General features: G+C 68.0%; 20 protein-coding genes. 5 read left to right on the top strand and 15 right to left on the bottom strand.

Translation table 11 applies throughout. From position 1 onward, the window contains the following. The first annotated feature begins 107 nt into the window (after positions 1-107). On the top strand, positions 108-728 hold the full coding sequence (gene folE / locus AB0M47_RS34735) for a GTP cyclohydrolase I FolE (RefSeq protein WP_275979312.1): 621 nt from the start codon (positions 108-110) through the stop codon (positions 726-728). Between the two features lie 3 nt (positions 729-731). Here the strand turns inward: folE and AB0M47_RS34730 are convergent, their stop codons facing one another. The 4 genes from AB0M47_RS34730 to AB0M47_RS34715 all read right to left on the bottom strand — a co-directional run bounded on the left by AB0M47_RS34730 (position 732) and on the right by AB0M47_RS34715 (position 5,359). Next, positions 732-1,598, bottom strand: a complete 867-nt coding sequence (locus tag AB0M47_RS34730; protein ID WP_363421681.1) for a hypothetical protein — start codon at positions 1,596-1,598, stop codon at positions 732-734. Positions 1,599-1,708: 110 nt separating this feature from the next. Continuing rightward, on the bottom strand, positions 1,709-1,969 hold the full coding sequence (locus tag AB0M47_RS34725) for a hypothetical protein (RefSeq protein WP_253759543.1): 261 nt from the start codon (positions 1,967-1,969) through the stop codon (positions 1,709-1,711). Between the two features lie 4 nt (positions 1,970-1,973). Continuing rightward, positions 1,974-2,669: a hypothetical protein gene (locus tag AB0M47_RS34720; RefSeq protein WP_363421678.1), complete on the bottom strand. Its 696-nt coding sequence runs from the start codon at positions 2,667-2,669 to the stop codon at positions 1,974-1,976. A gap of 47 nt (positions 2,670-2,716) precedes the next feature. Then, positions 2,717-5,359 carry an FtsK/SpoIIIE domain-containing protein gene (locus tag AB0M47_RS34715; RefSeq protein WP_363421676.1) on the bottom strand — a complete coding sequence of 881 codons (2,643 nt, stop codon included), beginning with the start codon at positions 5,357-5,359 and terminating at the stop codon, positions 2,717-2,719. A 180-nt stretch (positions 5,360-5,539) separates the two neighbouring features. Between AB0M47_RS34715 and AB0M47_RS34710 the strand changes: the two genes are divergently transcribed. Next, positions 5,540-6,031, top strand: coding sequence for an SRPBCC family protein (locus AB0M47_RS34710; RefSeq protein WP_363421674.1), 492 nt, complete (start codon positions 5,540-5,542; stop codon positions 6,029-6,031). 139 nt (positions 6,032-6,170) lie between these two features. On the opposite strand, the gene AB0M47_RS34705 is transcribed toward AB0M47_RS34710, so the two are convergent. The 4 genes from AB0M47_RS34705 to AB0M47_RS34690 form a co-directional block, all read right to left on the bottom strand. Then, positions 6,171-6,920: a hypothetical protein gene (locus tag AB0M47_RS34705; protein WP_363421672.1), complete on the bottom strand. Its 750-nt coding sequence runs from the start codon at positions 6,918-6,920 to the stop codon at positions 6,171-6,173. Beyond that, positions 6,913-7,383: a SigE family RNA polymerase sigma factor gene (locus tag AB0M47_RS34700; RefSeq protein ID WP_253759553.1), complete on the bottom strand. Its 471-nt coding sequence runs from the start codon at positions 7,381-7,383 to the stop codon at positions 6,913-6,915. Before AB0M47_RS34700 ends, AB0M47_RS34705 begins: the two co-directional genes overlap by 8 nt. Positions 7,384-7,420: 37 nt before the next feature. Next, the gene (locus tag AB0M47_RS34695) at positions 7,421-8,962 is read right to left on the bottom strand and encodes a sodium:proton antiporter (protein WP_363421669.1); all 1,542 of its coding nucleotides are present in this window, start codon (positions 8,960-8,962) and stop codon (positions 7,421-7,423) included. 61 nt (positions 8,963-9,023) lie between these two features. Beyond that, complete coding sequence (locus AB0M47_RS34690; RefSeq protein ID WP_363421667.1) at positions 9,024-9,548, bottom strand: hypothetical protein; 525 nt, start codon at positions 9,546-9,548, stop codon at positions 9,024-9,026. A gap of 139 nt (positions 9,549-9,687) precedes the next feature. On the opposite strand from AB0M47_RS34690, the gene AB0M47_RS34685 reads away from it, so the two are divergent. Together AB0M47_RS34685 and AB0M47_RS34680 are read left to right on the top strand one after the other, a co-directional pair. Beyond that, entirely contained in the window at positions 9,688-11,259 is a 1,572-nt protein-coding gene (locus AB0M47_RS34685; protein ID WP_363421665.1) for a hypothetical protein, read from the top strand. A gap of 1 nt (position 11,260) precedes the next feature. Next, positions 11,261-12,367 carry a S8 family serine peptidase gene (locus AB0M47_RS34680; RefSeq protein ID WP_363421663.1) on the top strand — a complete coding sequence of 369 codons (1,107 nt, stop codon included), beginning with the start codon at positions 11,261-11,263 and terminating at the stop codon, positions 12,365-12,367. Between the two features lie 562 nt (positions 12,368-12,929). Here AB0M47_RS34680 and AB0M47_RS34675 read toward each other — a convergent pair. The 7 genes from AB0M47_RS34675 to AB0M47_RS34645 all read right to left on the bottom strand — a co-directional run bounded on the left by AB0M47_RS34675 (position 12,930) and on the right by AB0M47_RS34645 (position 20,798). Further along, positions 12,930-13,520, bottom strand: a complete 591-nt coding sequence (locus AB0M47_RS34675; protein ID WP_363421661.1) for a hypothetical protein — start codon at positions 13,518-13,520, stop codon at positions 12,930-12,932. Positions 13,521-13,537: 17 nt separating this feature from the next. Continuing rightward, a complete protein-coding gene (locus AB0M47_RS34670) occupies positions 13,538-14,596 on the bottom strand; it encodes a M23 family metallopeptidase (protein WP_363421688.1) in 1,059 nt (352 codons plus the stop codon). Between the two features lie 89 nt (positions 14,597-14,685). Beyond that, a complete protein-coding gene (locus tag AB0M47_RS34665; protein ID WP_363421659.1) occupies positions 14,686-15,228 on the bottom strand; it encodes a hypothetical protein in 543 nt (180 codons plus the stop codon). Between the two features lie 2 nt (positions 15,229-15,230). Further along, positions 15,231-17,078, bottom strand: coding sequence for an MFS transporter (locus AB0M47_RS34660; protein ID WP_363421657.1), 1,848 nt, complete (start codon positions 17,076-17,078; stop codon positions 15,231-15,233). A 4-nt stretch (positions 17,079-17,082) separates the two neighbouring features. Further along, entirely contained in the window at positions 17,083-20,238 is a 3,156-nt protein-coding gene (locus AB0M47_RS34655) for an ATP-binding protein (protein WP_363421685.1), read from the bottom strand. Beyond that, positions 20,151-20,513: a hypothetical protein gene (locus AB0M47_RS34650; RefSeq protein WP_253759569.1), complete on the bottom strand. Its 363-nt coding sequence runs from the start codon at positions 20,511-20,513 to the stop codon at positions 20,151-20,153. Before AB0M47_RS34650 ends, AB0M47_RS34655 begins: the two co-directional genes overlap by 88 nt. Before the next feature lie 9 nt (positions 20,514-20,522). Beyond that, entirely contained in the window at positions 20,523-20,798 is a 276-nt protein-coding gene (locus AB0M47_RS34645; protein WP_359995760.1) for a hypothetical protein, read from the bottom strand. A gap of 297 nt (positions 20,799-21,095) precedes the next feature. On the opposite strand from AB0M47_RS34645, the gene folP reads away from it, so the two are divergent. Beyond that, on the top strand, positions 21,096-21,779 hold a 684-nt coding region (gene folP, locus AB0M47_RS34640; RefSeq protein WP_363421683.1), incomplete at its 3' end, for a dihydropteroate synthase.

Below are 21,779 nucleotides of genomic sequence, written 5' to 3'. Positions count from 1 at the left end.
CGGGCCGGCGCGCCCCGCCCCGTGGGCCCGACCCCACCCGCTCCACCGCGGAGCCCCCGCCCCCCGCGCCCGGGGGCCCGGGGCCCACCGCCGCTTCCGAACTCGACCTGCTCGCCGCCCGTCTCGTCGACGGGTCGATCAACGGCGGCCCCGTCGAGAAGGCGGTCGACCTCGAACGCATCGAACGCGCCGTACGCGAGATCCTGATCGCCGTCGGCGAGGACCCGGACCGGGACGGTCTGGTCAAGACGCCCGAGCGGGTGGCCAGGGCCTACGCCGAACTCTTCGCCGGCCTCCGGGTGGACCCGCGGCGGGTGCTGCGGACCACGTTCGAGGCCGATCACGAGGAGATGGTGCTCGTCCGCGACATCGAGGTCTTCAGCCTCTGCGAACATCATCTGCTGCCTTTCCGGGGCGTGGCCCACATCGGCTACATCCCGAACGAGGACGGCCGGATCACCGGTCTGTCCAAACTGGCCCGGCTGGTCGAGGTGTACGCCCGCCGCCCGCAGGTTCAGGAGCGCCTCACCTCGCAGATCGCCGACCTGCTGGAGAGCCAGCTGGGCGCGCGTGGCGTGATCGTGGTGCTCGACTGCGAGCACATGTGCATGGAGATGCGCGGCATACGGAAGGCCGGCGCGCGTACGGTGACGAGCGCGGTGCGGGGCATCCTCCGCTCGGACTCCAAGACCCGCACCGAGGCGCTGACCCTCATCAACAGCCGGTAGCCGTCAGGGGCACCAGCCCCGAGCCAGCAGCACCGCTCGCAGCTCCCGGAGGACGGCCGGCTGTTCGCGGTCGACGCGGTATCGGTGGACGCGCAGGACCCGCCAGTCCGCCTCCTCGTAGCCTTCGCCGCCGTCCCCGGGACGCGAGAACACCAGCGCCACCCGGAAACGTGGCCAGCCCAGTTCGGGCTGGAGCAGCGCGCCCCGGGGACCTTCCACTGTGTAGTGCGGGATCGGCCGGGGCAGGCCCTGTTGCAGGATCGCCAGCCGGAGCCGGGAGGCGTCGGCGTCACGGGAACGCCCGTCCGCCAGTTCGAAGGCGTGCTCTGCCTTCCGATAGCCGCGAACTCCGGCACGGCTCTCGGCGTACGCGTGAAGCTCATCGGGAGTGACCAGCGCCCGCGCGAGCAGCCCGTCGAGAGTGGGGATGGCCTGGTCCAGCGGGAGTGACGCGGCGAGGTCCCACGCGGTACGCCGCGGCGACGTGAGCATGAGCCCGTCGAGCACGTCGACGTCGCCGGGGTCGATGGTGGTCTGATGGACCTTGATCGCGGACCAGCCGCCCGGTTTGGCCGGCGGCGGGACGGTGACGTGCACCGGGTCCCCGTAGTCGGCGGCGAGGTCGACGCCGTGCAGCCAGGCCGCCGACATGTGCGAGAAGCAGGCCCGGCCCGGCAGCACGAGCGCGGCGGCGTGGCAGTCGACCCCGTGGTCGAGCAGTACGCGCGAGTCGACGTAGATGTCGCGGCGGACCCGCCGCCAATCGTTGGTACGCAGTTGGTCGGTGGTCAGCAGCCCCTCGGCGACGGCGGCGCTGCCCCGGAACACGGTGAAGCTGAGTTCGGTGGGGCGGTCAAGCAGTTCCTCCATGACAGAGAACATTCGCGTCCGGTGTACCGCCGCCTCAATGCCTGTGGACAACGGGCCGGGCGGGCCCGGCGGAGGGGTGTGGACGACGTTGCGGGACCTTTGTGGATCTGCTATGCGGTAGCGCGCCACGCGTCGGCGTCGCCGATGGCCCCGGTGGCCAGCGTATGTGCCTCGTTGAGCCGCTCCCGAGCCTGTTCGAGCTTGCTGATCGCGTCGATGAGCGTGGGGGACACCGTCCCGGCGGCGGTGAGCCGCAGCATCGTGAGCGCTTCGTCGAAGGTCTGCCCGACCGCTCGCAGGCGGATCAGCGCGTCACCGGTCTGCGACACCGTCGCGGCCACCCGCAGTTTGACGTCCTCGACGCTGCTCACCGACTCACCTCGTCAACCAGAGAAGGGCGAACACCGCGGTCGAGAGGACCAGCGGCAGCGCCACGACGGCGAGCCCCATCGCGGCCGTACGCGTCCGGCTGATCACGCCGGTGGCGATCCAGCCGATGCCGAACGCCCCGAAGCCCAGCAGGAATCCGGTGCAGCCGGCGTAGAACGGACGCGTCCGCTCGTCCACGAGCAGCACGAACACGATCTGGGCCAGCAACGCCGCCGCCGCGAGACCGCCGTAGACGGCGAGGTTGCGCGTCGTGGCGGACGGTGGCCGGGTCGGGGCCTGCGCCAGCGCGCCGTCGGCCACGTCCACTGTCGACATCGCCTGCCGCAGCGCCGCCAGCACCACCGCTGGACCGCCCGAGACGGCCCGCTCCGCGCTCGTCGTCTCCGCCGGCGTCGGCGCCAATGGCGGCATCGGGCGGCCGCTCGCCGTCGCCATCTCGGCCATCCGCTGCTGCTGCAACGCCAGCCGCGCGCGAATCGGCGGCAGCTCCTCCCGAGCCGCGCGCAACGCCGCCTGCTCCGTCGCCACCGACGTGGACGCCTCGCGGCGTACGGCGTCCAAGCGCTCCGCCGCCGCCAGGTACTCCTGCCAGGCCCCGGTCATCTGCCGGCTGCCGTCGCTCATCGCCGAGCCGCCGTCCTCCATGGTCGCGTCGTCCTCGTCCATGGCCGCGTCACTCATGGCTGCACTGCTCATGGCTGCGTCACTCATGGCTGCGTCACTGTCGCTCATTGGCCGGCCGCCGTCGTCCGCGGGTCCACGCCCTGGTCGCTTGCCGTCGTGCGCTGGCCCGGCGGGGTGCGCGTCTCGACCGCTGCTCTGGCCTCGGGCGTTGTGAACGGCACCAGCACGGCGGTCAGGCCGGTGTGCCGGTCGTGGAACAACGCGCGGCCCGGCCGCGGCTCCCACTGGAGCGACTCGCCCAGCATCAGCGCCACCTCTGGCCCCGGCACGTTCAGGAACACCAGCCCGGCCACATCCTCGCGGCCCGCGGAGAACCCGACGTCCTCCGAGAACCGGCGCAGCTGACGCCACCAGCCCAGCAGGTGCAGGCCGCGGCTCGGGTCCTCGCGGATCAGCGTCCGCGCCTCGCTCCCGGCCGTCTCCATTCCCCAGACCACGAGGTACGCGTTGACGCGCGCCACGGATTCCGGGATGTCGGCCTTCTCGGTGGTGATGACCTCGTGCCCTTGGCTCCGCAGCTCAGTGTGCAGCGCCTCGACGGCGGCCACGGTCTGCGGGACCATCGGCGCCAGGACGAACCGGACTGAGCCCGGCCGGTGCTGCGCGGCCAGTGAACGGACCGCAGCGACCAGGACGTCCGCGCCCTCGGCGGACGGACCGAGGACGGCCAGATGCCGCCCCGGCGTCGCGTCGAACGGGAACGCGACCGTCGTCATGTTCACGTCGACCTGCCGCCCCAACAGGGCCGCCTTGGCCGTCTCCGTCTGGGTCTCCTTCAGCGCCTGGTACAACGGATCGTTGTCGAGGTGCTGCGCGGCGTACCCCGAGAAGACCACCGGCGGCTCGTCGTGCTCGTCGCGGGCCTGCCACAGCCGCTGCCGCAACGCGGTCAGGATCTGCTGATCGGCATGCGGATCAGGGAACCGCACCAGCTTCTCGTGCGCCCGCCGGGAACCCCGTGGCCCGCCCAAGCCGCCCGCGGTGTTCACGATCGCCGTGCCCAGCTGCAAGGTCGCGGCCGACTCGTTCGTCGGCTCCAGGACGTCCGCACCGCCCGGCAGCGCCACGCGTACGGGGAACTGGCCGAAGATGGAGTCGCGCTTGGCGTAGAGCGCCTCGATGCCCCGCACGGTCTGGCTCGCCAGAATCAGATGTATGCCGAACGACCGCCCCTTCCGGGCGACCGACTCCAGCAACGCCACCGCCTCGGTGGCGATCCGGTCCGTCCCGGCGAGCAACACCTGGAACTCGTCGATCACACACACGATCCGAGGCAGCGTCTCGCCCAGGTTCCGCAGGTCGACGTACCGCGAGACGCCGTTGGCCTTGAACATCTCGGCCCGCCGCGTCATCTCCGCGTCCAGCTCGCGCAGCACCGCCAACCCGTACGTGCGATCGCTCTCCACCCCGACCGCCCGCGCGTGCGGCAGCCAACTCGCGTCCCGAGGCGTCGGGATGAACTCGGAGAACGACACGCCCTCCTTGAAGTCCAGCAGGTAGAGCGCCAGCTCCTCCGGGTCGTACCGCGTACACAATCCATAGAGGACGTCGATGAGGAAGGCGGTCTTCCCGCCACCCGACCGGCCACCCACCAGCCAGTGCGGCGTCAGATCTGCGAAATGCAGACTGATCGGCGTATCGCCGGAGATGCCGACGGTCACGCTCAATCCGGCCGCCGACGAATCCGCCCACCAGCCGTGATCCGGGTCGGGCAGCAGATCCAGCAAGTGCACCGAACCCTGCTGGGCGAACTGTGAGCCCAGCTCATGGCACACCCGGTCGATCAGCTCCAACGGCGGATCGGGGTCCAGGTACACCGGCACGTTGAACGGGTCGCGGCCGCGGCTCCACGACGCCCCGGGCGGATTGCCGACCAGCACGTGCGGATTGCGTACCGAGATCTCGGTCGCCAGCGGCAGCCGATCCTGCGTCGTCTCCGGCGTCAACGGCGCCGGCGGCCACCCGGCCACCACCATGTGCAGCCCATGCGCCGGACCGCGCTTGGCGAGGTCGACGATCCGAGCCAGATCCGACGCGTCCGCCAACGAGGGCAACCCGGCGATCACCAGCAGCATGCTCCGGTCACGGCGTCTCGGCTTCGCCTTCCGCTCCTGATCGGGCCGGCTGGGGCGTACCCAATGCTCCGCCTCCGCGAGCACCGCCCGCAGGCCCTCCCGATCCGTCGCCGGCTCCGGCAGCAACCCGGTCTCGGACAGCGCCGCGAACGGTGCGAACACATGCCCGTGCCCGTCCACCGCCCGCACGATCAAAGTGCCGGACGGCGCGGTGGCCAGCAACCGCACCACGATGCTCCGGAGCGCGCCCGTCACCCGAGCGTCACGAGCGTCAGCCGAGAAGGCCAGGTGCCCCACGCCCAACAACGGCACGACCAACGGGAACCGGGCATCGTCCAACGGCTGCGCCGTGCCCACCCGCACATACTCCGGGCGACGCTGACCGCCCAACGGCGTACTGGCCGGAACCGCGTCCAACGGCTGCCCCAACCAGGCCGGGGCGAGCGCCTGAGCGGCGGCACGCAATCGCTCAGCCAACTCGTGCTGCTCAGCGATATCCGTACGCGGCAACGGCAGATAGGTATCCAGCGTCGCAGCGGCCGCGGTCACCACCGCCGCCGCGTGCCGGTGCAAACCGGCCGCCTGATCGAGAGGTGCGCTCGTCTCCGCCACGCCGGACCGCCTCCCATCTGCTTCCGGCCAAGACGGTAGCGCACGAGGCGGACATCGGCGTGTCACGCCGCGCGCCTCATCACGATCTCACTCCAGGAGCCACGCCAGCGGATCCGGCATTGCGCCGCGAAGAGGACGACGGCCGTCACCGAGGCACCGGCCCTCGGGTGAAGATAGGGCGTGCCCGTCGTCGAAGCCTCGCTCATCGTCCCCGTCCCACCCGAGGTCGCGTACGCGGTCTCGCAGACCACGGGCGAGATCCGCTATCGCTGGGATCCGTTCGTACGCGAGCAGCACTTCCTCAACGGCGCGACGAAGCCGGCCAAGGGAGTCCGAACATTCACCCGCTCGCGGCATGGCTTCACGATGGTCAGCGAGTATGTCTCCTACAACCCGCCCAGCAACGTCGGCATGAAGATGGTCGAGGGACCGTGGTTCTTCGAGATGATGGGTGGCGGCTGGAGATTCAGCCCAGCTGAGGAACCTGGGCACAGCGTCGCGACCTGGCGGTACAACTTCCGCTGCCGACCGCGCCTGGTCCGTCCGATCGCGGAGTGGATCGGACGGCGGCTGCTTCAACGCGACATCGATCGGCGGATCGCGGGGTTCAAGAGGGGCTGCGCAGACCCGGTGGTCCTAGCCGCTGTCCGCGGCGGCCTTGATCGTCCGTAGCCTCGTTGATCATGGAGTTCGCACCCTCGACACACCGCCGAGGCAACAGTTAACTCCATGATCAACGAGGCGAGGCGAGGCGAGGCGAGGCGACGGCGCTGGCGGGGCCGTGACCGCGGGCAAGGCGCGGGTGGAGCGGTCAGCCGTAGAGGGCGAGCGCAGGCGCGGTGACGAGCTGGATGAGCTGCGCCTGCGTCAGGATCGGCTCATCGCCGAACGTCGGCGGCCGAACGGTTCGGTAGTTGTCGGCGCCGACGGTGATCAGCGTATGCCCGGTCCACAGAGCCACCTCCAGCCAGCGAGCACCCGGTCCGAGCAGGTCGGGGTAGGAGTCGACGGCCACCTGCCGACCGTCGGGCAACGTGACGGTGGCGTCACCGGAGGGGGGAGCGACGGTCGCTCGGGTGATCATGACGCTGAAGCTGCCGCCGGGCGTACGCGCGCTCGCCAGCAGATGATCTGACGCGGAGACGGTCTGGAAGGGCGCCGCTGCCCGCCAGGTCGTGGGTAGGTATCGCGCGTCCGGGGTGAGCGCTGCGACCGCGTCCACCAAGTAACAGGACACTCGGGTCGCGGTGGCCGAGTCCACTGCCGACAAGGGCGAGCTGGCCGCAAGCGGGTCGACAGTGATGTCGGGTGTCGCCCCGGTCACGAGCGGTACTCGGGCTAGGCACGGAGCCTCGCCGGACAGCACAGTCTGCGGCTCGTTGGAGGGCAGCGAGAACCAGGCGACGGTCGCTGCGACGAGGGCGACTGCGGAGAAGGCGCCGAAGCGGAACGTGCGTCGCCGCGACCCCTGCTTCAGCAGGTCAACCGAGGTCAAGGTCATCGGTGGTTCGTCCTCGACGACATACGTGCGCAGCTTTTCGCGTACCAGAAGATCATCCATGAGAGTCTCCGAAGTGTGACCGAAGTTTGGCCAGGCCGTGGGCGGTCTGGCTCTTGACCGTGCCTTCCGCGATGCCGAGCAGGTCCGCGGCCTCGGCGACCGAAATGTCCTCAAGGTGCCGCAACACCACGAGCGCGCGCTGGCGGGGCGGCAGCGCGTCGAGCGCCGCGCGGATGTCCAGGCCCAGGTCAGGCGCGGGTTCCGCGGCGCGTTCCGGCACGTCGGCCACCGCGGTTTCGTGCTTCTTGCGCCTATGCGACAGGTACGCGTTGACGAGCGTCCGTCGTGAGTAGGCGTCGAGTGTGGTCGGATCGAGTCGTCGCCAATGCCGATAGAGCTGCAGGAAGGTGTGCTGCACGAGGTCCTCCGCGAGATGCCAGTCGCCGCTGAGGCCATAGCCGAGCCGGCGCAGCGGGGCCGCCCGCGCCGCGAAGTATTCGGAGTAATCGGCCTTCCAGGTCATGCATCACATACGCGCCTACCGGGCGCGGGGTTGCATGTCAGGCGTTGGCGATCTGCCGGTCGATGATGCGCAGAATGCGGTCCACCGCGGCCGGGTCGATGCCCTCGTCGCCCCGCAGGCGCAGGGCTTCGGCCTGCGCGGCGGCGTGGAGTTCGAGGTTCACCGCGCGCATATGACGGAAGCGCGCACGTTCCTCGATGAGACTTTCCGTCTCAGGGTTTGGACTGACCTGGGCCACGATTCGCCGTACGCGTTGCCGCCACTGTTCAGCATGTTCGTCGTCGAGGTCGCCATCGGCATGCAGTTCGGTGATCCGCTCGTTCATGGCGCCGACGACGCGGACGGCGATCTCCCGCGTCGCCCGCTCCGGGTCGGCCGTCGCGATGCCGATGCTCCTGACCAGCCACGGGAGCGTGATGCCGGGCAAGATCAAGGTGACCATGACGACGACGAACGCGATCAGGATCAGCGTGCCGCGTTCGGGTGTCGCCGCCGGTAGCGACAGCGCGGCGGCGATCGTGACCACGCCGCGCATGCCGGCCCAGCCGAGGACGATCGCCTCGCGCCAGTTGCCGGGCACGGTGCTGCGCAGGAAACGGTGCGCGAACAGGCCCGATGCGACCAACCACACCATGCGTACGCCGATCAGCACGGCGGCGACGGCGAGCCCGATCATGATCTGCCGCCAGATGTCGGACCCCGCGTCCTCGATGATCGGCCGCATCTCCAGTCCGATCAGGATGAACGCGATCGATGTGAGCAGCAGATCAAGGGTGGCCCAGAACGCCGATCCCACCAGTCGGGATTCTGCGTCTTGAATGTGGTAGAAGGCTCCACCCAGAACCAGGCCGATGGCGAGTACCGCGAGAACCCCGGAACCACCGATCTCCTCGCCTGCGGCGTACGCGGCGAAGGGCAGCACAACGGTGAACGCGCCGGCGAGCACCGGATCGGTCAGCCAGTCCAAGATCTTGCCCGCGACCAGCGCCAACAGCAGCCCGACCCCGATGCCGAGCACCGAGGCCGCGAGAAACTCGCGCCCCGCGCTGCCGAACGAGATGCTCCCGCCCACCGCCGCCGCGGCCAGCGCCGTATTGAACAGCGTCAGCGCGGTCGCGTCGTTGCCCAGGCCCTCGCCCTCGATCACCGCCACCATCCGGTGCGGCAGGCCGAGCTTCCCGGCCACACTGGTCGCGGCCACCGGGTCCGGCGGCGCGCAAGCCGCGCCCAGCGCGAACGCGATCGCCCAGGGGACCTGCGGCAACAGGCTCGATAGCACCGCGGCCACCGCGAACGCGCTCACCGCGACCAGCGCCACCGCCAGCATCAAGATCGGCCGCAGATTCGCGCGGATATGTGCCCAACTTGTACGCGTAGCGGCGGCCCACAACAACGGAGGCAACAGGAAGGGGAGCACGAAGTCGGGATTGAGCTCGATCTCCGGTACGTTCGGGATGAGCGCCGCCGCTATCCCGACCATGGTCAGCAGCACGGGATAAGGCAGGCCGAGCCGCGACGCGAGCGGCAACGCCACGACCAGCGCGCCGACCGCGAGGATGAGCAGCTCGATACGATCCACGCCGATCATCCTCGCCCCCCGGTACGCCGCCAGGCGGCTGCCCGACGGCGTGTCGCCGGCGCTACCTCTGGCTTCTCGCCAGGAGGTTCATCACCGCGCCGACCACCGCGATCAATGCGCCGATCAACATCAGTACGCCGCCCCACCCGAACTCGCCGGCGGTCGTGGCGCCGACCTGAATCCGGGCACCCAGGAATTCAGCCGACGTCGTCGTCTCCGAGCCCTTCTCGGTCAGCGCATATCCGATCAGGACACTCGCCGCGTACGCCGCCACCACCAGCTGCAGCTGACTCGTCCGGAAGGTGACCAGACTCCGATCACCATTGAGCGCCCGACTCAACCCGAGTGCGAGCAGCAGCAGCCCGCCGACGACGACGAACCAGGTCAACGGAGCGAGAAAGCCCGTCCACTCCCAAGCCGAGTAATCCACACCCGTGCTGTTGCGAGTCGCCGGCTCATAGCTCACGAACGGAGCGAACGAGAAACCCAGAATCAGTACGCCACCCAGCATGACCAGCGCGTCCGAGATCGGAATGCGTACGTCCGCGGGCTGCGTGACCAGCTGCTGCGCCATGGGCTCCGTCATGCGCGCCACTATCCCGGCGGGTGCCCGATCTGTCCAGGGCAGCCTGTGTGACCAGCTGAGTACTCGGAGTTATCCACAGGCCCTTTCATCGATGTCTTGCGCGGTTTACGCTGCCCCCTTGCGGCGATGGGGGATATCGATGACGGTGCGCGGAATAGCGATCGACCTGCAAGCGGTGACGGACCTGTTCACCAAACTAAGCTCCGATGTGGACGTCGGCCTGGTGCCCGACGGAGAACGCGCGGCGCTCGGCGTCGGCTGCGGCGCCCGGTTCGGAACCGGATTCGCTGCGCTCGACGTCCAAGGACACGTGAAAGCCAGCAGCGTCGCGTTCAGCGGCGCGATCTCGCGCTACGTGGCGAATCTTGATGCTCACGTCACCAACGCACGTGCGTTGCTCGCATCCGTCGAGCGGGTTCTCAAGAACTACCGTTCAGCGGACGTCGTGGCGGCAGCCCTGGCGACCTCAACGATGGCGCGCTCCGGTGCATACACAGACGAGTCGACCGCAGCATCGGCTGCATCAGTCGATCCCGGCGTGGTGACTCCGATCCCGCCGCCACCACTGCCCAGAGTCCCAGACTTCGACTCGACTGAGATCGCCTGGGGAAAGGCCTTCGACGTCCAGCGGATGAAGGACATCCTCTTCCGCGACGATCTCAGTGAAGCCTGGACGCAGGTGTCGGCTCTGCGGCTGCTTGGCGAGGCGTTGGAAAACCACTACCGCCGAGTTCTCGAACTCCGGCCGAAGCTGGCAACGGTGTGGCCAGCACAAGCGTCAATGACAGCCACCGAGGCCCAGACCCGGCTCGACGACCACGCCAAAGCCGTCTGGCAGGACGCCATTTGTGCTCAGTCCACGGCGAAGACCCTCGACGGCATCGTGACGGCGATCGTGTCCGCTCGCACGAAGATCGCACCGATCCACGACCGGTGGCAGACCGTTACGGTCGACTTCGTGCCAGACGACTGGAACCCGGCTGCGGTCGTACTGAATCAGCGGGGGCGGCGGGTGATGAAGGAACTGGACGCGACGGTCGCCGATCTGCGTACGCAGATCTACTGGCCGAACGCGGTGGGTTTCAAGATCCAGGATCCCGAGGTAACTCGGGTGATCACGGATGACGGCATGACTAGTGCATCTGCTTCGCCTCAAGTTAACCGCCACGGTTCGCGTTCTGATGTACCGACAGGTCCGTGGCCGATTCCACCGGTTCCGGGTGCGAACCCATCTGAAGGTCCTGCGCTCACGGGAGGGTCAACTCCCGTTGGCGTTACCCCTATCACGCCGCCTTCTACGCTGCCGGTACCTCCGGGCGTGGTTGCGGAATCTCCGTTCGGCGGAGCATGGGTGCTTCCAAGCTCGACAACTACGCCGACTGGACGCCTGCTTCCGTTTCGAGGCGGCATGGCCTCGGCCGAACGCGGCTCTGGTGGTCAAAGCCGAGTGATGAACTCCGGCGGGGTCGGCGGGTCGGGAATGATGGGGTACCCAATGTCAAGCCCCAGCGGAGGGGGAGCACGGGCTGATACAGCGAATCGGCAGCGCATGGCAACGGAGCAGTGGGAGATCGAGGAAGGCGTCCCTCCCGTAATCGGTGAAATGGGCCCGTTCTTCGTCGAGGAAGAAGAACCCAACGATGAGGACCAGCTGCGCAAGGACTTTGAGAATTGGTACAACCGGTACATGCTCCCTTGGAACGAGGGCTGATATGACTTGGCCGATCCAGAGTCTGCGGACCTGCGCGATTTCGATTGTTGCCCTCATCATCGCCCTATCATGTGCGGATCCGGCGGAAGCAGACGATCTTAAGGATGGCCAATGGTATGTGTCGTTCCTTGGACTTAACGATGCGCATAAGGTCACCACAGGAGCAGGTGTTGCGGTGGCTCTGATTGACACTGGAGTCGATTCCGTGCACCCTGACCTTAACGGCAGTGTCGTTGGGGGTGCCGATTTCAGCAGTGGCGGGCAGGTCAGCACAGGAGACGGGCGTCGTGATGCTAATGGTCATGGCACTCAGATGGCTGGCCTAATCGTTGGTTCTGGGAAGATAACGGGGGTTGCTCCCGGAGCGACAATCATCCCAATCAACGACTCATTCAGTTCGGTCGGTGGCTCCTCTTCGAACCTCGCCGAGGGCATTCGCTGGGCCGTCGATCATGATGTTCGGGTCATATCCATCTCATCGGCAGGGCCAGATCATCCGCTACTCAAGCAGATGATTGAACTCGCTTTAGCGAATGACATCGTCGTCGTGGCTGGTGCCGGAAACGTACCCAGAGACACGACAGTCGCTTTTCCCGCCGCGTACCCAGGAGTTATTGCTGCTTGTGGCGTTGATCGGCGAGGGAATCACTCCTCGATCTCGACCACTGGTCCCGAGTTGGTTCTATGTGCTCCGAGCGATGGCATCTCTAGCAGCTACCCCGGGAACAAGTATGCCGTTGGCTCGGGAACATCCGAATCTACCGCGCTCATCGCCGGTGCAGCTGCGCTGGTCAGGGCGAAGTTTCCAACCTTGTCTGCGGCGGAGGTTGTCCACCGCCTCACTGCGACAGCCTCCGACAAGGGTGCGCCAGGCCGCGACAGCGTCTATGGCTTCGGCGTCCTTAACGTTGTTGATGCGCTTACCAGGGATGTTCGCGAGGTTCCATCATCCAGAACGGGCTCGAAGGCGACACCTTCAGCATCGACGGATGCACCGGCCGGCGTTTTGAAACCTTGGCACATCGCACTGGGCGGCGGCGTATGCCTGTTCGCGTTGGCGGCCGCGGGCGTTGCGGCGGGGCTCGTCGTCCGCCGGGCCCGGCGTTGATGCGGCCCCGGTGGAGGGCTGTCCACGAGTACAAATCGACATTGGAAATGACCTCATGATAGATAAGCTGTCATCGTGCCGATGGGAAAGCTGAAGCGGGTCGTTCTGGTTGTAGTGGCGACAGCTGGGATCGGAGCCGCAAGCGCTAGTGTGATTGCGCTTCGGGCCTACGACGAGGCCACCAAGATCGACCGCACTACGCCGAGTGTGGTGGTCAGAGAGTATGTCGAGGCGTACCTCGTGAGGCGAGACGATCAGCGTGCCGGGCTCTTCGTTTGCGGCAGCCCCTTGCGCCTCGACGACATTACGACGCTCAGAAGTCAGCTATTGGGTGAAGAGCGGGCTGGCGGTGTAACGACACAGGTTGTTCCGGCTCGATTGACAGAGTCGAACGGGGGGCGACTTGTGACTGCCGAGTTGAAGATCAATCAAGGTGGCGGGCTGCATACCGACCGCCGCACGCAGTATTGGCAGTTCACAATGGTGGACGAGGATGGGTGGCGCGTCTGTGGCGCTGAGCAGCTGCCGGATCCAAGTCCAAGCCCGAGCGCCACGCCGTCGGCTACTCCACCCACAGCAGGCTGAGGAAGACCGCCCGAGTGGGCGGCACTAGTCCCGTTGCCGCCCACCGGTACCAGTCACCCTCGGCTGCGACCCGTACCTGGGCCTGGGTCTTGCCCGCGTAGGGCTCCGTCACCGAGCGAAGCCCCCGCTCTGCGGTGAAGTCGTCGGATCGGTCGGGCATCGCGACGAGGCGTCGGCCGGTGAGGTAGGGGACGTCCTCGGCTCGGACGGCGCGGCGTACTGGTGGTTCGTCGAGGCTCACCGGGCCTTGCTTGCTGCTATCTGGTGCGTCGTCGCCGATGGTTTCCACCCACACCCGTTCGGCCGGGATGAGCGGTGCGAACACCTCGATTCGGTCCTGCTCGGCGCGATACCAGTCGGCCTCCGGCATCACCGGCACGAGACTGCGCGACTCTTGGCGTACCAGTGAATCTGCGCGGAGATCAGCGCGCCACCCATGGCCTGGCAAACCCACGATGACGCGTTTCCCACGTAGCTCGCCGGTGTACTTCATGGCGGGAATCGGCACGATGGGTGAGGGCCAACGGTAAAGCTCGTTGGCCCAGCTGGCGAAGTCCGCTTCGGTCATGGGTGTAACTCCGCAGGTTAGGGTGCTTCTCCGAGGGGCGCGCCACGGGCGGCCATGAACGGCACCGGGCTGACCCCGCCTGCGAATGACCGGTCGCCGTTCAGGTGCGTTTCGAAATGCAGGTGCGGGCCTGACGAGTGCCCGGACGTACCGACGAGGCCGATGACCTGGCCGGCCGAAACACGGTCACCGACTGAGACGAACGGTCGCTGGACCATGTGGCAGTATCGCGTGATGACCTGGTCCGCGTGCAGGATGTCGACGAACCAGCCACATCCAGGTGTGCTCGGCGAACCGTCGCGGTCGCAGTTGCCGACATCGCACTTGCTCACGATGACGACGCCGGCGGACGCCGCCCGAATACGTGTGTAGCGCGAGGCGCCGAGGTCGACGCCGTTGTGAGTGGGGCGGTCCGCGGTGCGGAACCCCGAGACGATGCCCGCCTTCACCGGCACCGTCCAGCCCGAGGCCGCGATCTCCCCGGGTCCGGCGCACTTCAGGTCCGCGGCGGCAGCGGCTGCGAGGCCCGCACCGTCGGCCAACGTGTTGACGATCGTTGTCGCGAGCGGCTCGTGCTTCGCATATGCATCCGGGTACGCCGACCGCTGAACGGCTTGCGCGGCGACCGTCAACGGGATCGTCGCCCAGTCCGCCACCTTCAGGAGTTTCTGGTAGAACTTCCGCGACGCGTACCGAGGATCCATGATCTGTTCCGGGGTACCCCAACCCTGGCTCGGACGCTGCTGGAAGAGGCCGAGTGAGTCGTGGTCGTTGCGTTCGCCGAGGTAGCCGTGGTTGGTCAGGCTGCTTTCCTGCATCGCCGTCGCGACCGCGATGATCCAGCCGCGCGGCGGGATCTTCATCTCGTGGCCGACGCTGATGATGATCGCTGCGTTACGGACCTGGTCCTGGCCGTATGGACCAATCCGCGGCATCTCCTTGTTGGGGTCGATGACCCCCTTCTGCCCGCAGGTGAAGGCATTGTCGCCGACACTCGTGCCGCCGAGCTGGTCCAGGGTGAACGCGCCTAGCCCGCCGCCGCAGCAGAGTAGGACCAGCGTGGCGACCAAGGCGATCCAGAGAGCCGGTCGTGGACGGCGGCGACGTCCGCGAAGCTCCTCGTGCTCCTGGTCGTCGAGGACTGCGGGGTCAGGTCCGTCGGCGTTCACGTGCGCTCCCAGTCCACGCCGTCAACGAACCAATGCCCGGACGGTCCGACCAGACGGAGCACCAAGCGTCCGCTGTCTAGCGGAATGCTGGCCTGGGCGGCCGACTCCGAGTAGATCACCAGCGTCACCTCGCCAGTTACTCTGCTGGCTGGAACGTTACTGGGCTCTACGTCCTTGAGCTGGTCGATCAGCTGTTCGGTGCAGTGCGGGCGAAGCGCGCCCAGCCACTTGTCGGCCGACCGTGTCCGCTCAAGCCAGCTCGCCGCGAATGCCAGCGCCACCTGACTCGGAGACGCGGCTCCCTTGGCGACGCTCGGGCTCACGGTCGGCATCGCGGAGACCACGCCGTCGTCTGGGCCGTAGCTCTTTGTCGTGGCTATCTCGGCACCGCTTTGGCCGACGGAGTCGGGTGCCCAGCCGGTGTTCGAGGACTTGTCGCCGAACAGGCGAGCAGCACCGACCAGGAGGACCACGATCGCGGCGAGGACCAGGGCGACGCCTACCCGAGAACGGAGGATACCGGTGAGCACCGCGCGCATGACTATCTCGCCTCTGCTCTCACCACCGGCCTGGCGGAGCTCGGCTCCGACGCGGAGTCGCGGGCGGCGTCAGGCCGGTAGAGCGCCTGTGCCGGGGCGGCCTCGGGAAGATTCGGGTCCGACCAGCGGCGCTGCTCTGGCAACGCTTCGCTGCGGACGAGCTCGCGCTGAATGGTCTCGGTGACCGCCGGACGTGCTTCGCTGGGCGAGTCCGGTCGCGTCTCGGGTCGTCCCGCGATGGCGACAGCCGCGCCCGCCGCGGCACCACCTGCGGCCGTGGCCGCTGCCGTCGCGGCTGCCGGCCGGACAAGCGCGCGGGCCCAGCCGTTCGACGGCGTGCTGCCACCGAGTTGCGTCACACGCCGGTAGGGGCGCAGCAGGATCCACGCCACGATGCCGCAGAGCAGCATCAGTACCACTTGCAGCCAGCCGGGGAGGCTGGGCGTACTCATGATCAGATCCACTGCAGATAGATAGACAGCGGCACCTGTGCCGAAGATCGCGATGTTGAAGACCGCCGCGAGGACGGAACCCGCGAGGCGGCGGAGGCCAGCACTGGCCGGGCGTAGAAGACCGACCGTGCCCAGCGCTGGAGCGGCGATGACGGCCCAGCGGAAGATCAGGAAGCCCAGGAGTACCAGGATGGAGGCCACGATGTCGAAGATGGCGAAGGAGATTGCCGAGAGGATTGCGACGAAGCCGGCACCGATGCGCTCCATGCCCTTGGTGCCGCGGAGGTACTCGTAGGCGTCAGGGTCCTCGGTGCGGATCTGCTCCGCGACCTTCATCCAGTTCTGCTGCTTCTGTCGCATCAGCGAATCGCGATTGGCGGAACGCTTGGCAGGATCTGGTTCGTCTGCGAGTGATGCGACATCGTCCCACGTCAGCGACTTCGAGTCGTAGAGCGCGGGTCCATACTTCAGTGCGGTCTCACTGTCCGCGGACCCGAGCGCTCCGCGCACCCAGTTCCGATAAAGGAGCGTCTCTGTCGCCGTGTCGCTGGACCGGACAGCTGGCGGCCGGTTGTCCGTGCAGTCGGGAGTCTCGTTGACCTTTCCCTTGCAGCGTTCAGGCACGTGGGTGGTGGACGAGGGCCCTACAGCGTCATGAACCACGCCGAGAGTGCTCGTAAGCGCTGAATCAGCAAGGTTGGCCGAATGCACTGGCCACGCGGCGATCGCCGTGACCGCGACCATGACGAAGATGGCCCAGCCCGCAGTGGTCATCGCTCCCGACATGTTGGCGTTTCTCGAACGCCAGATCAGGTATAAACCCACCACGCCCAAGGTGATGATGCCGAAGACCGAGAAGACTTTCGAGTAGATGGCCTGCGTAGCGTTCTTGACCAGTGGGTCGGCCCAGCCCCACATCTGGCCGGGATCCCAAGCACGCTCGCGGAGTGCGTTCGAGGCACCGACGATGCCGCTGGCCAACATGAACTCGCCGTTGGCGACGGTGTTCTCGAACTTGTAGTCCGGATGCATCAGTGTCTGAGCGCATCCGATGTCATAGGTCGTGTAGTCGTATCCCGCGTAGCCATACGAGCTGTATAGGCCAAGGCCGATGCTTGCATCGTCGTTCCAGGTGGGTTTGCTGAGAAACCAGCCGGCCATCCCGTTGTCCGGCGCCTCCGGCGTCGGCGCTTGGAGGCACTGCGCCCTGGACGCCGCGACATCCTGGAGTCGGTCGACGCAGGTCTGCAGCGGGTACTTCTGCCATTCCTCCAGGGAGCATGCGGGCTCCCCAGGGGCTGCGATCACGAGGGGTTCCGCGCCGACCGCGGGCGTACCGAAGAGCGTGCCGATCCCGAGAACCAGGGTGGCGAGCACCCCGTAGACGAGTCGCCGCATCGGGTCACCCCGCCCGGGCAGGTGCGGCAGCGGGGTCGCCGAGCGGTGTGGTGTCGAGTGCACTGAGCAGCCCCTCCACATAGGAGACGTCCACACGTATCTTCTGCACTCGTCCATCCACGTCTCGGACAACGAATTCGCGGTAGCCGAGGCGCGCCGAGGATGCCCCGTCGGCTGCGGAGAGTCCGGCGAGGACTGCCTCGTAGCCGACGTCGGTGGGTACGCGCAGCAGCCGCAGCGCCTCGGAGGCGATCTCGGTGTCCTCGGCGATGCGGCCGACGAAGACGGTGGAGACGAGGTTCTGGACGTCCAGCCCGAGGATGTCTTTGGGGTTCTGGGAGGCGACCAGGGCGGCGAGGTTCCATTTGCGGGAGTCGCGGGCGAGGCGTACGAGGAAGGAGCGGCCGGACCGCCAGCCTTCCATGAAGTGCGCCTCGTCCAGGCCGACGAGTTTGCGCTGGTGCATGTCGCCGGAGTAGCAGCGGCGTACGGCTAGTCGGTGTGCGGTGTGGAGCATCGGGAGGGCCAGCGCTTCTTCGGCTGACCAGTATTCGCGTTCGATCTTGAGGTCGGGCAGGCGCAGGCCGGCCATCGTGATGACGGTGAGGGCCGCGTCGGAGCCGAGCAGGCCGGGCGGGGGTGCGCCGAAGAACAACAGCGCGAGCGGCATCTCCGCGGTGTCGAGGAGCAGGTTCGCCAGTTCCCGGCCTTCGCCGCCGTCGAGCCCGCGGAGGCATTCGACGACGTCGTCGAGGGTGGAGGTCTCCTCGGCGGGGATCGTCCGCACGGCGTGCCGCAGCAGCGTGGCGGTCGAGGCTTCCCGGGCCACCTGCGGCGGGACGAGCATCGAGGCGATGTCCTGGACGAGCATGCGCCGCTCGGCCCGGGCGTTGGACACGGCGATGTCGAATTCGCGGTCGCCGTCGGATCCGGCCGGGAACTCGTCTCGGGACGGCGTCGGGATCAATGCGTACGGGGCGAGGGTGCCTTGTTCCGATCCGGTCAGGTTGATGACGCGGGAGTACGGGCGCAGTTCCGGCATCGCGGTGAGACGGGCGAGCGGACCGCTCGGGTCGAGCAGCGTCACGCGTACGCCGCGCCGGGCGGCCAGGTAGCCGAGCGCGCCGAGCAGGGTGGACTTGCCACCGCCGGGTTCGGCGACGAACACGCCGAGGCCGGAACGTTCGCGTACTTCCATCGGGAAGTGCAGGTCGAGGAAGACCGGCCGGCGGGAGGTGCCCGCCGTACGCCCGATGAGGTCGCCGCGATGATCGCCGACGGTGGACGCCGCCTGCGGCAGCGCTGCCGCGAGCAGCTTGACCGGCATCCGCCGCAGGTATCCGGAGTTGGCGATCGGCTCACCCGGGATGAACTCGCGGATGAGTTGCTCCTGCTGTTTGGGGTGCTGCAGGGCGATGCGCATCTCGCGGCTGTAGAGCTGGGTGACCCGGCGTACGCGTTCCAGGCATTCCTCACGGGAGGAGCCGGCCACGGCGAGGCGGTGCCAGCCGTGGGCACGGGCCGAGTCGACCGGCAGCCCGGTCGTCATCTCGTCGCCGATGACCAGGGCCCGCTTGGCGAGCCGTTCCAGCTCGGGCGGGGCGTCCATGCCGTGCTCGAGGTAGTCGAGCTGCTGCGAGCGGATCATGCGCAGCCGCTGTTCGAGGTTCCGGAAGCTGTCGGACTGGCCGAGGATGTCGATCCGGCTGGAGATCTCCATCGGGTACGGCAGCCGCTCGTGGAAGTGCAGCCACGGTTCGTGCCGCTCGGGGATGTCCAGCGGCTCCATGCGGCCGACGGTCAGCACGGCGACGTGCTTCTCCTCGCCGGTGAGCCGGTTGACGAGCTTGACGCTGGATCCGTAGGGCGCGCGGTAGCGCTCGATCTCCTCGGTGAGGGCGAGCAGGTCACCGGTGTCCCACTGGCCGTGCCCGACGGCGCCGATGTGGGTCGGCGGGTCCATGCAGAGCGCGACCGACCGGTAGAGCAGCCACTCCAGCTCCTCGGCGGTGGCCCGGCGGCCGCGCATGCCGAACGCGCCCAGCACCTCGTCGAACTGCTCGACGGCACGCTCCAGTTTGGACCGTTCGGACAGCGTGCTGCCCTTGCCGAACGCGCGCAGCAGCCGCCCGGAGAACGAGTCGCCCAGGCTGCGCCGGGCGAAGGTCACGCCCAGGTAGGTCCGGCCCTCGGCGTGGTTGGAACCCACGAGGTGCTTCTGTGCAGCCACGAGGTGGTCGCCCCACGACGGCGCGCCAGCCACTCCGGCCAGCGGTCGCGGGGTCAGGCGGTCGATCTGGCGGGCCCATTCGGCCGCCGGGAACGGCCGCGAGGTGCGGCGGATGTGGAGGCGGAAGCCCGCGAGGCCGGCGTACTGCTCGGCGATCGCGTCGATCAGCGCCTCGCGCTCCGGGTCCGGGCGGAACGCCCAGCGCACCTCGGGCACCCAGTACCAGGCGGTGACCGCGTGCGCGGTGAACGTCAGGTGCCCGGCGATCTCGGTCAGCGCCAGCTCAACGGCGGCGCTCTTCACCTTCTCGGTCTTGGGGCGCGGCGCTTGCGGCGCGGCCGCGCGCTTCCGCGACGAGGGCGCAGGCTCAGATCTGCGTTCCGGGGTCACCGTTCGCGCGGGTCCAGGCTTCTTCCTGGACTCGGGTGCGGAACCGCCGGGCCGTGCCTCTCGGCGGGCACTTTCCGCGGGTCGCGCACGCTCTAGAGCATTCGGTGATACGCCCAGCGCAGCGCCCTGAGACGGGGGACGGCCCGGGGGGTTGACCCGCGCCGGCACGTTCGACTGAGCCGGGGGGCCGCTGGCCTGAGCCGGCGGCGCGCTCGCCTGCGCGGGTGGAGCCGAGGTCGGCCCCCGCTGGGCGGCGCCCGGTCCGGCCGGCAGTTCCGAACGCCGGAGGACGGAGACCGCCGACGGGTTCGGCGCGTCGGGATCGAAGAGGTTGAGGAACGGCGACTCGACATCGCTTGCGGCCCGCGGCGCCGGGGTGGTCGGGCCGGGATCGTTTGCAGGCTCTTCCACAATCTCTCCGGAGAGGACGGTGTCGTCGAGCTCGTCGGTGGTCACGTGATCGACCTCCGGACGACGATACGGCGAGCGACCACGCGTGGTTCGGTGTTCTCGTGCGCGGCTTCGCGGGATCGGCGCCAGTCGGTGAGTGCCGTCCGGATGACCAGGCGAGCCGGCCGATCCGGATCGACATGGCGGAAGATATATGACGTCGAGACCATGGCCAGGGCGATCTCCCACGCCGGGAAGGCGTCGATCGACTGGGTCAGCAGGAAGTGCAGACCCATGTAGAGGGGGACCAGCAGGATGAACAGGCCGTATTGCGCGTAGGGCAGCTGTACCGGGAGGGTGTAGCCGGGCGGGCCGAGGTAGACCAGGCGGGCCCGGTAGATGTCATCGTCGGTGCGCAGCCTCATCGTGCCGGGTCACCCGAAGATGAGGTTGACGAGGTATTCGCCGAAGAAGAAGAAGGCGCCGGCGCCGGCGATGAACAACAGGCCGACGATCGCGATCGCCGAGCTCGTCATCACTTTGGACATCTCGCCCTTGCCGGCCCGGCCGATGAAGATCACGCCGAGCGCCGCCAGCAAGATGGGCACGATGTTCTTGACGAAGAACCCGAGGACCTTGTCGGTGTTGACGCCTTGGCCGCCGGGGCTCGGCGACGGAGCCAGCTCCATCATGGAGCTGACGTGGTGCATCGCCGCGTGGGCGAGCCCTGTGGCGATCATCGTGCGTCCCTCCCCGATGCGAGTCACTGGCCGGTCGGTTCAGCTTTTCAGCCGTAGACCGGTTGAGCACGGACCCTGTGTGCGGGGACCGGCGTGTCTCGCAATTTTGTCCATTTTTGCACCTCACCGCGAGGTTCAATAGGGAAGCGTACGGGGCTCTCCGGTCGCTTACAAGCGTGTGCGCGGCTCTCGCCGTGGCCAGTTCGTGCGCCCGAGTAGGGTGAGGTCGTGCTGCCGATCGACCGCAAATGGTCACCGCCCGTGGTCATGGGTGTCCTCAACGTGACGCCCGATTCCTTTTCGGATGGCGGTCGCTACGAGAATTTCGACGCTGCCGTCGAACACGGTTCGTCCCTCGTCCGTGACGGAGCGCTGATCATCGATGTAGGGGGAGAGTCGACCCGACCGGGGGCGGCGCGGATCGACGCGGAGACGGAAATCGGTCGAGTCGTCCCCGTGATCCGCGCGCTTTCGGCACAAAATGTGCCAACGAGCATCGACACCACGCGGGCGGCGGTCGCGGCGGCGGCGTTGTCCGCCGGGGCGAGCGTCGTGAACGACGTCTCGGGTGGACTCGCCGATCCCGCGATGGCGAAAGTGATCGCCGACGCGGGCTGCCCCTACGTGATCATGCACTGGCGGGGTCACTCCGAGCGGATGCAGGACCTCGCCGTCTACTCCGATGTGGTCGCCGAGGTACGCGCTGAGCTGCGCGAACGCGTCGACGAGGCGACTGCGGCCGGCGTACGCCCGGAGCAGATCATCCTCGATCCCGGGCTCGGCTTCGCCAAACGCCCCGAGCACAACTGGGCGCTGACCCGGGGCCTGCCGGAGCTGCTGGAACTGGGGTTCCCGGTGCTGTTCGGGGCCAGCCGCAAGAGTTACCTCGGCACACTGCTGGCGACGCCGGACGGCACACCGCGTCCGGTCGACGAGCGGGAGGCGGCCACC

It is taken from the genome of Hamadaea sp. NPDC051192 (assembly GCF_040682475.1).
Lineage (GTDB): Bacteria > Actinomycetota > Actinomycetes > Mycobacteriales > Micromonosporaceae > Hamadaea > Hamadaea flava.
Note: the sequence above shows the minus strand (reverse complement) of the source record. Positions and strands in the feature narration are given on the sequence as shown.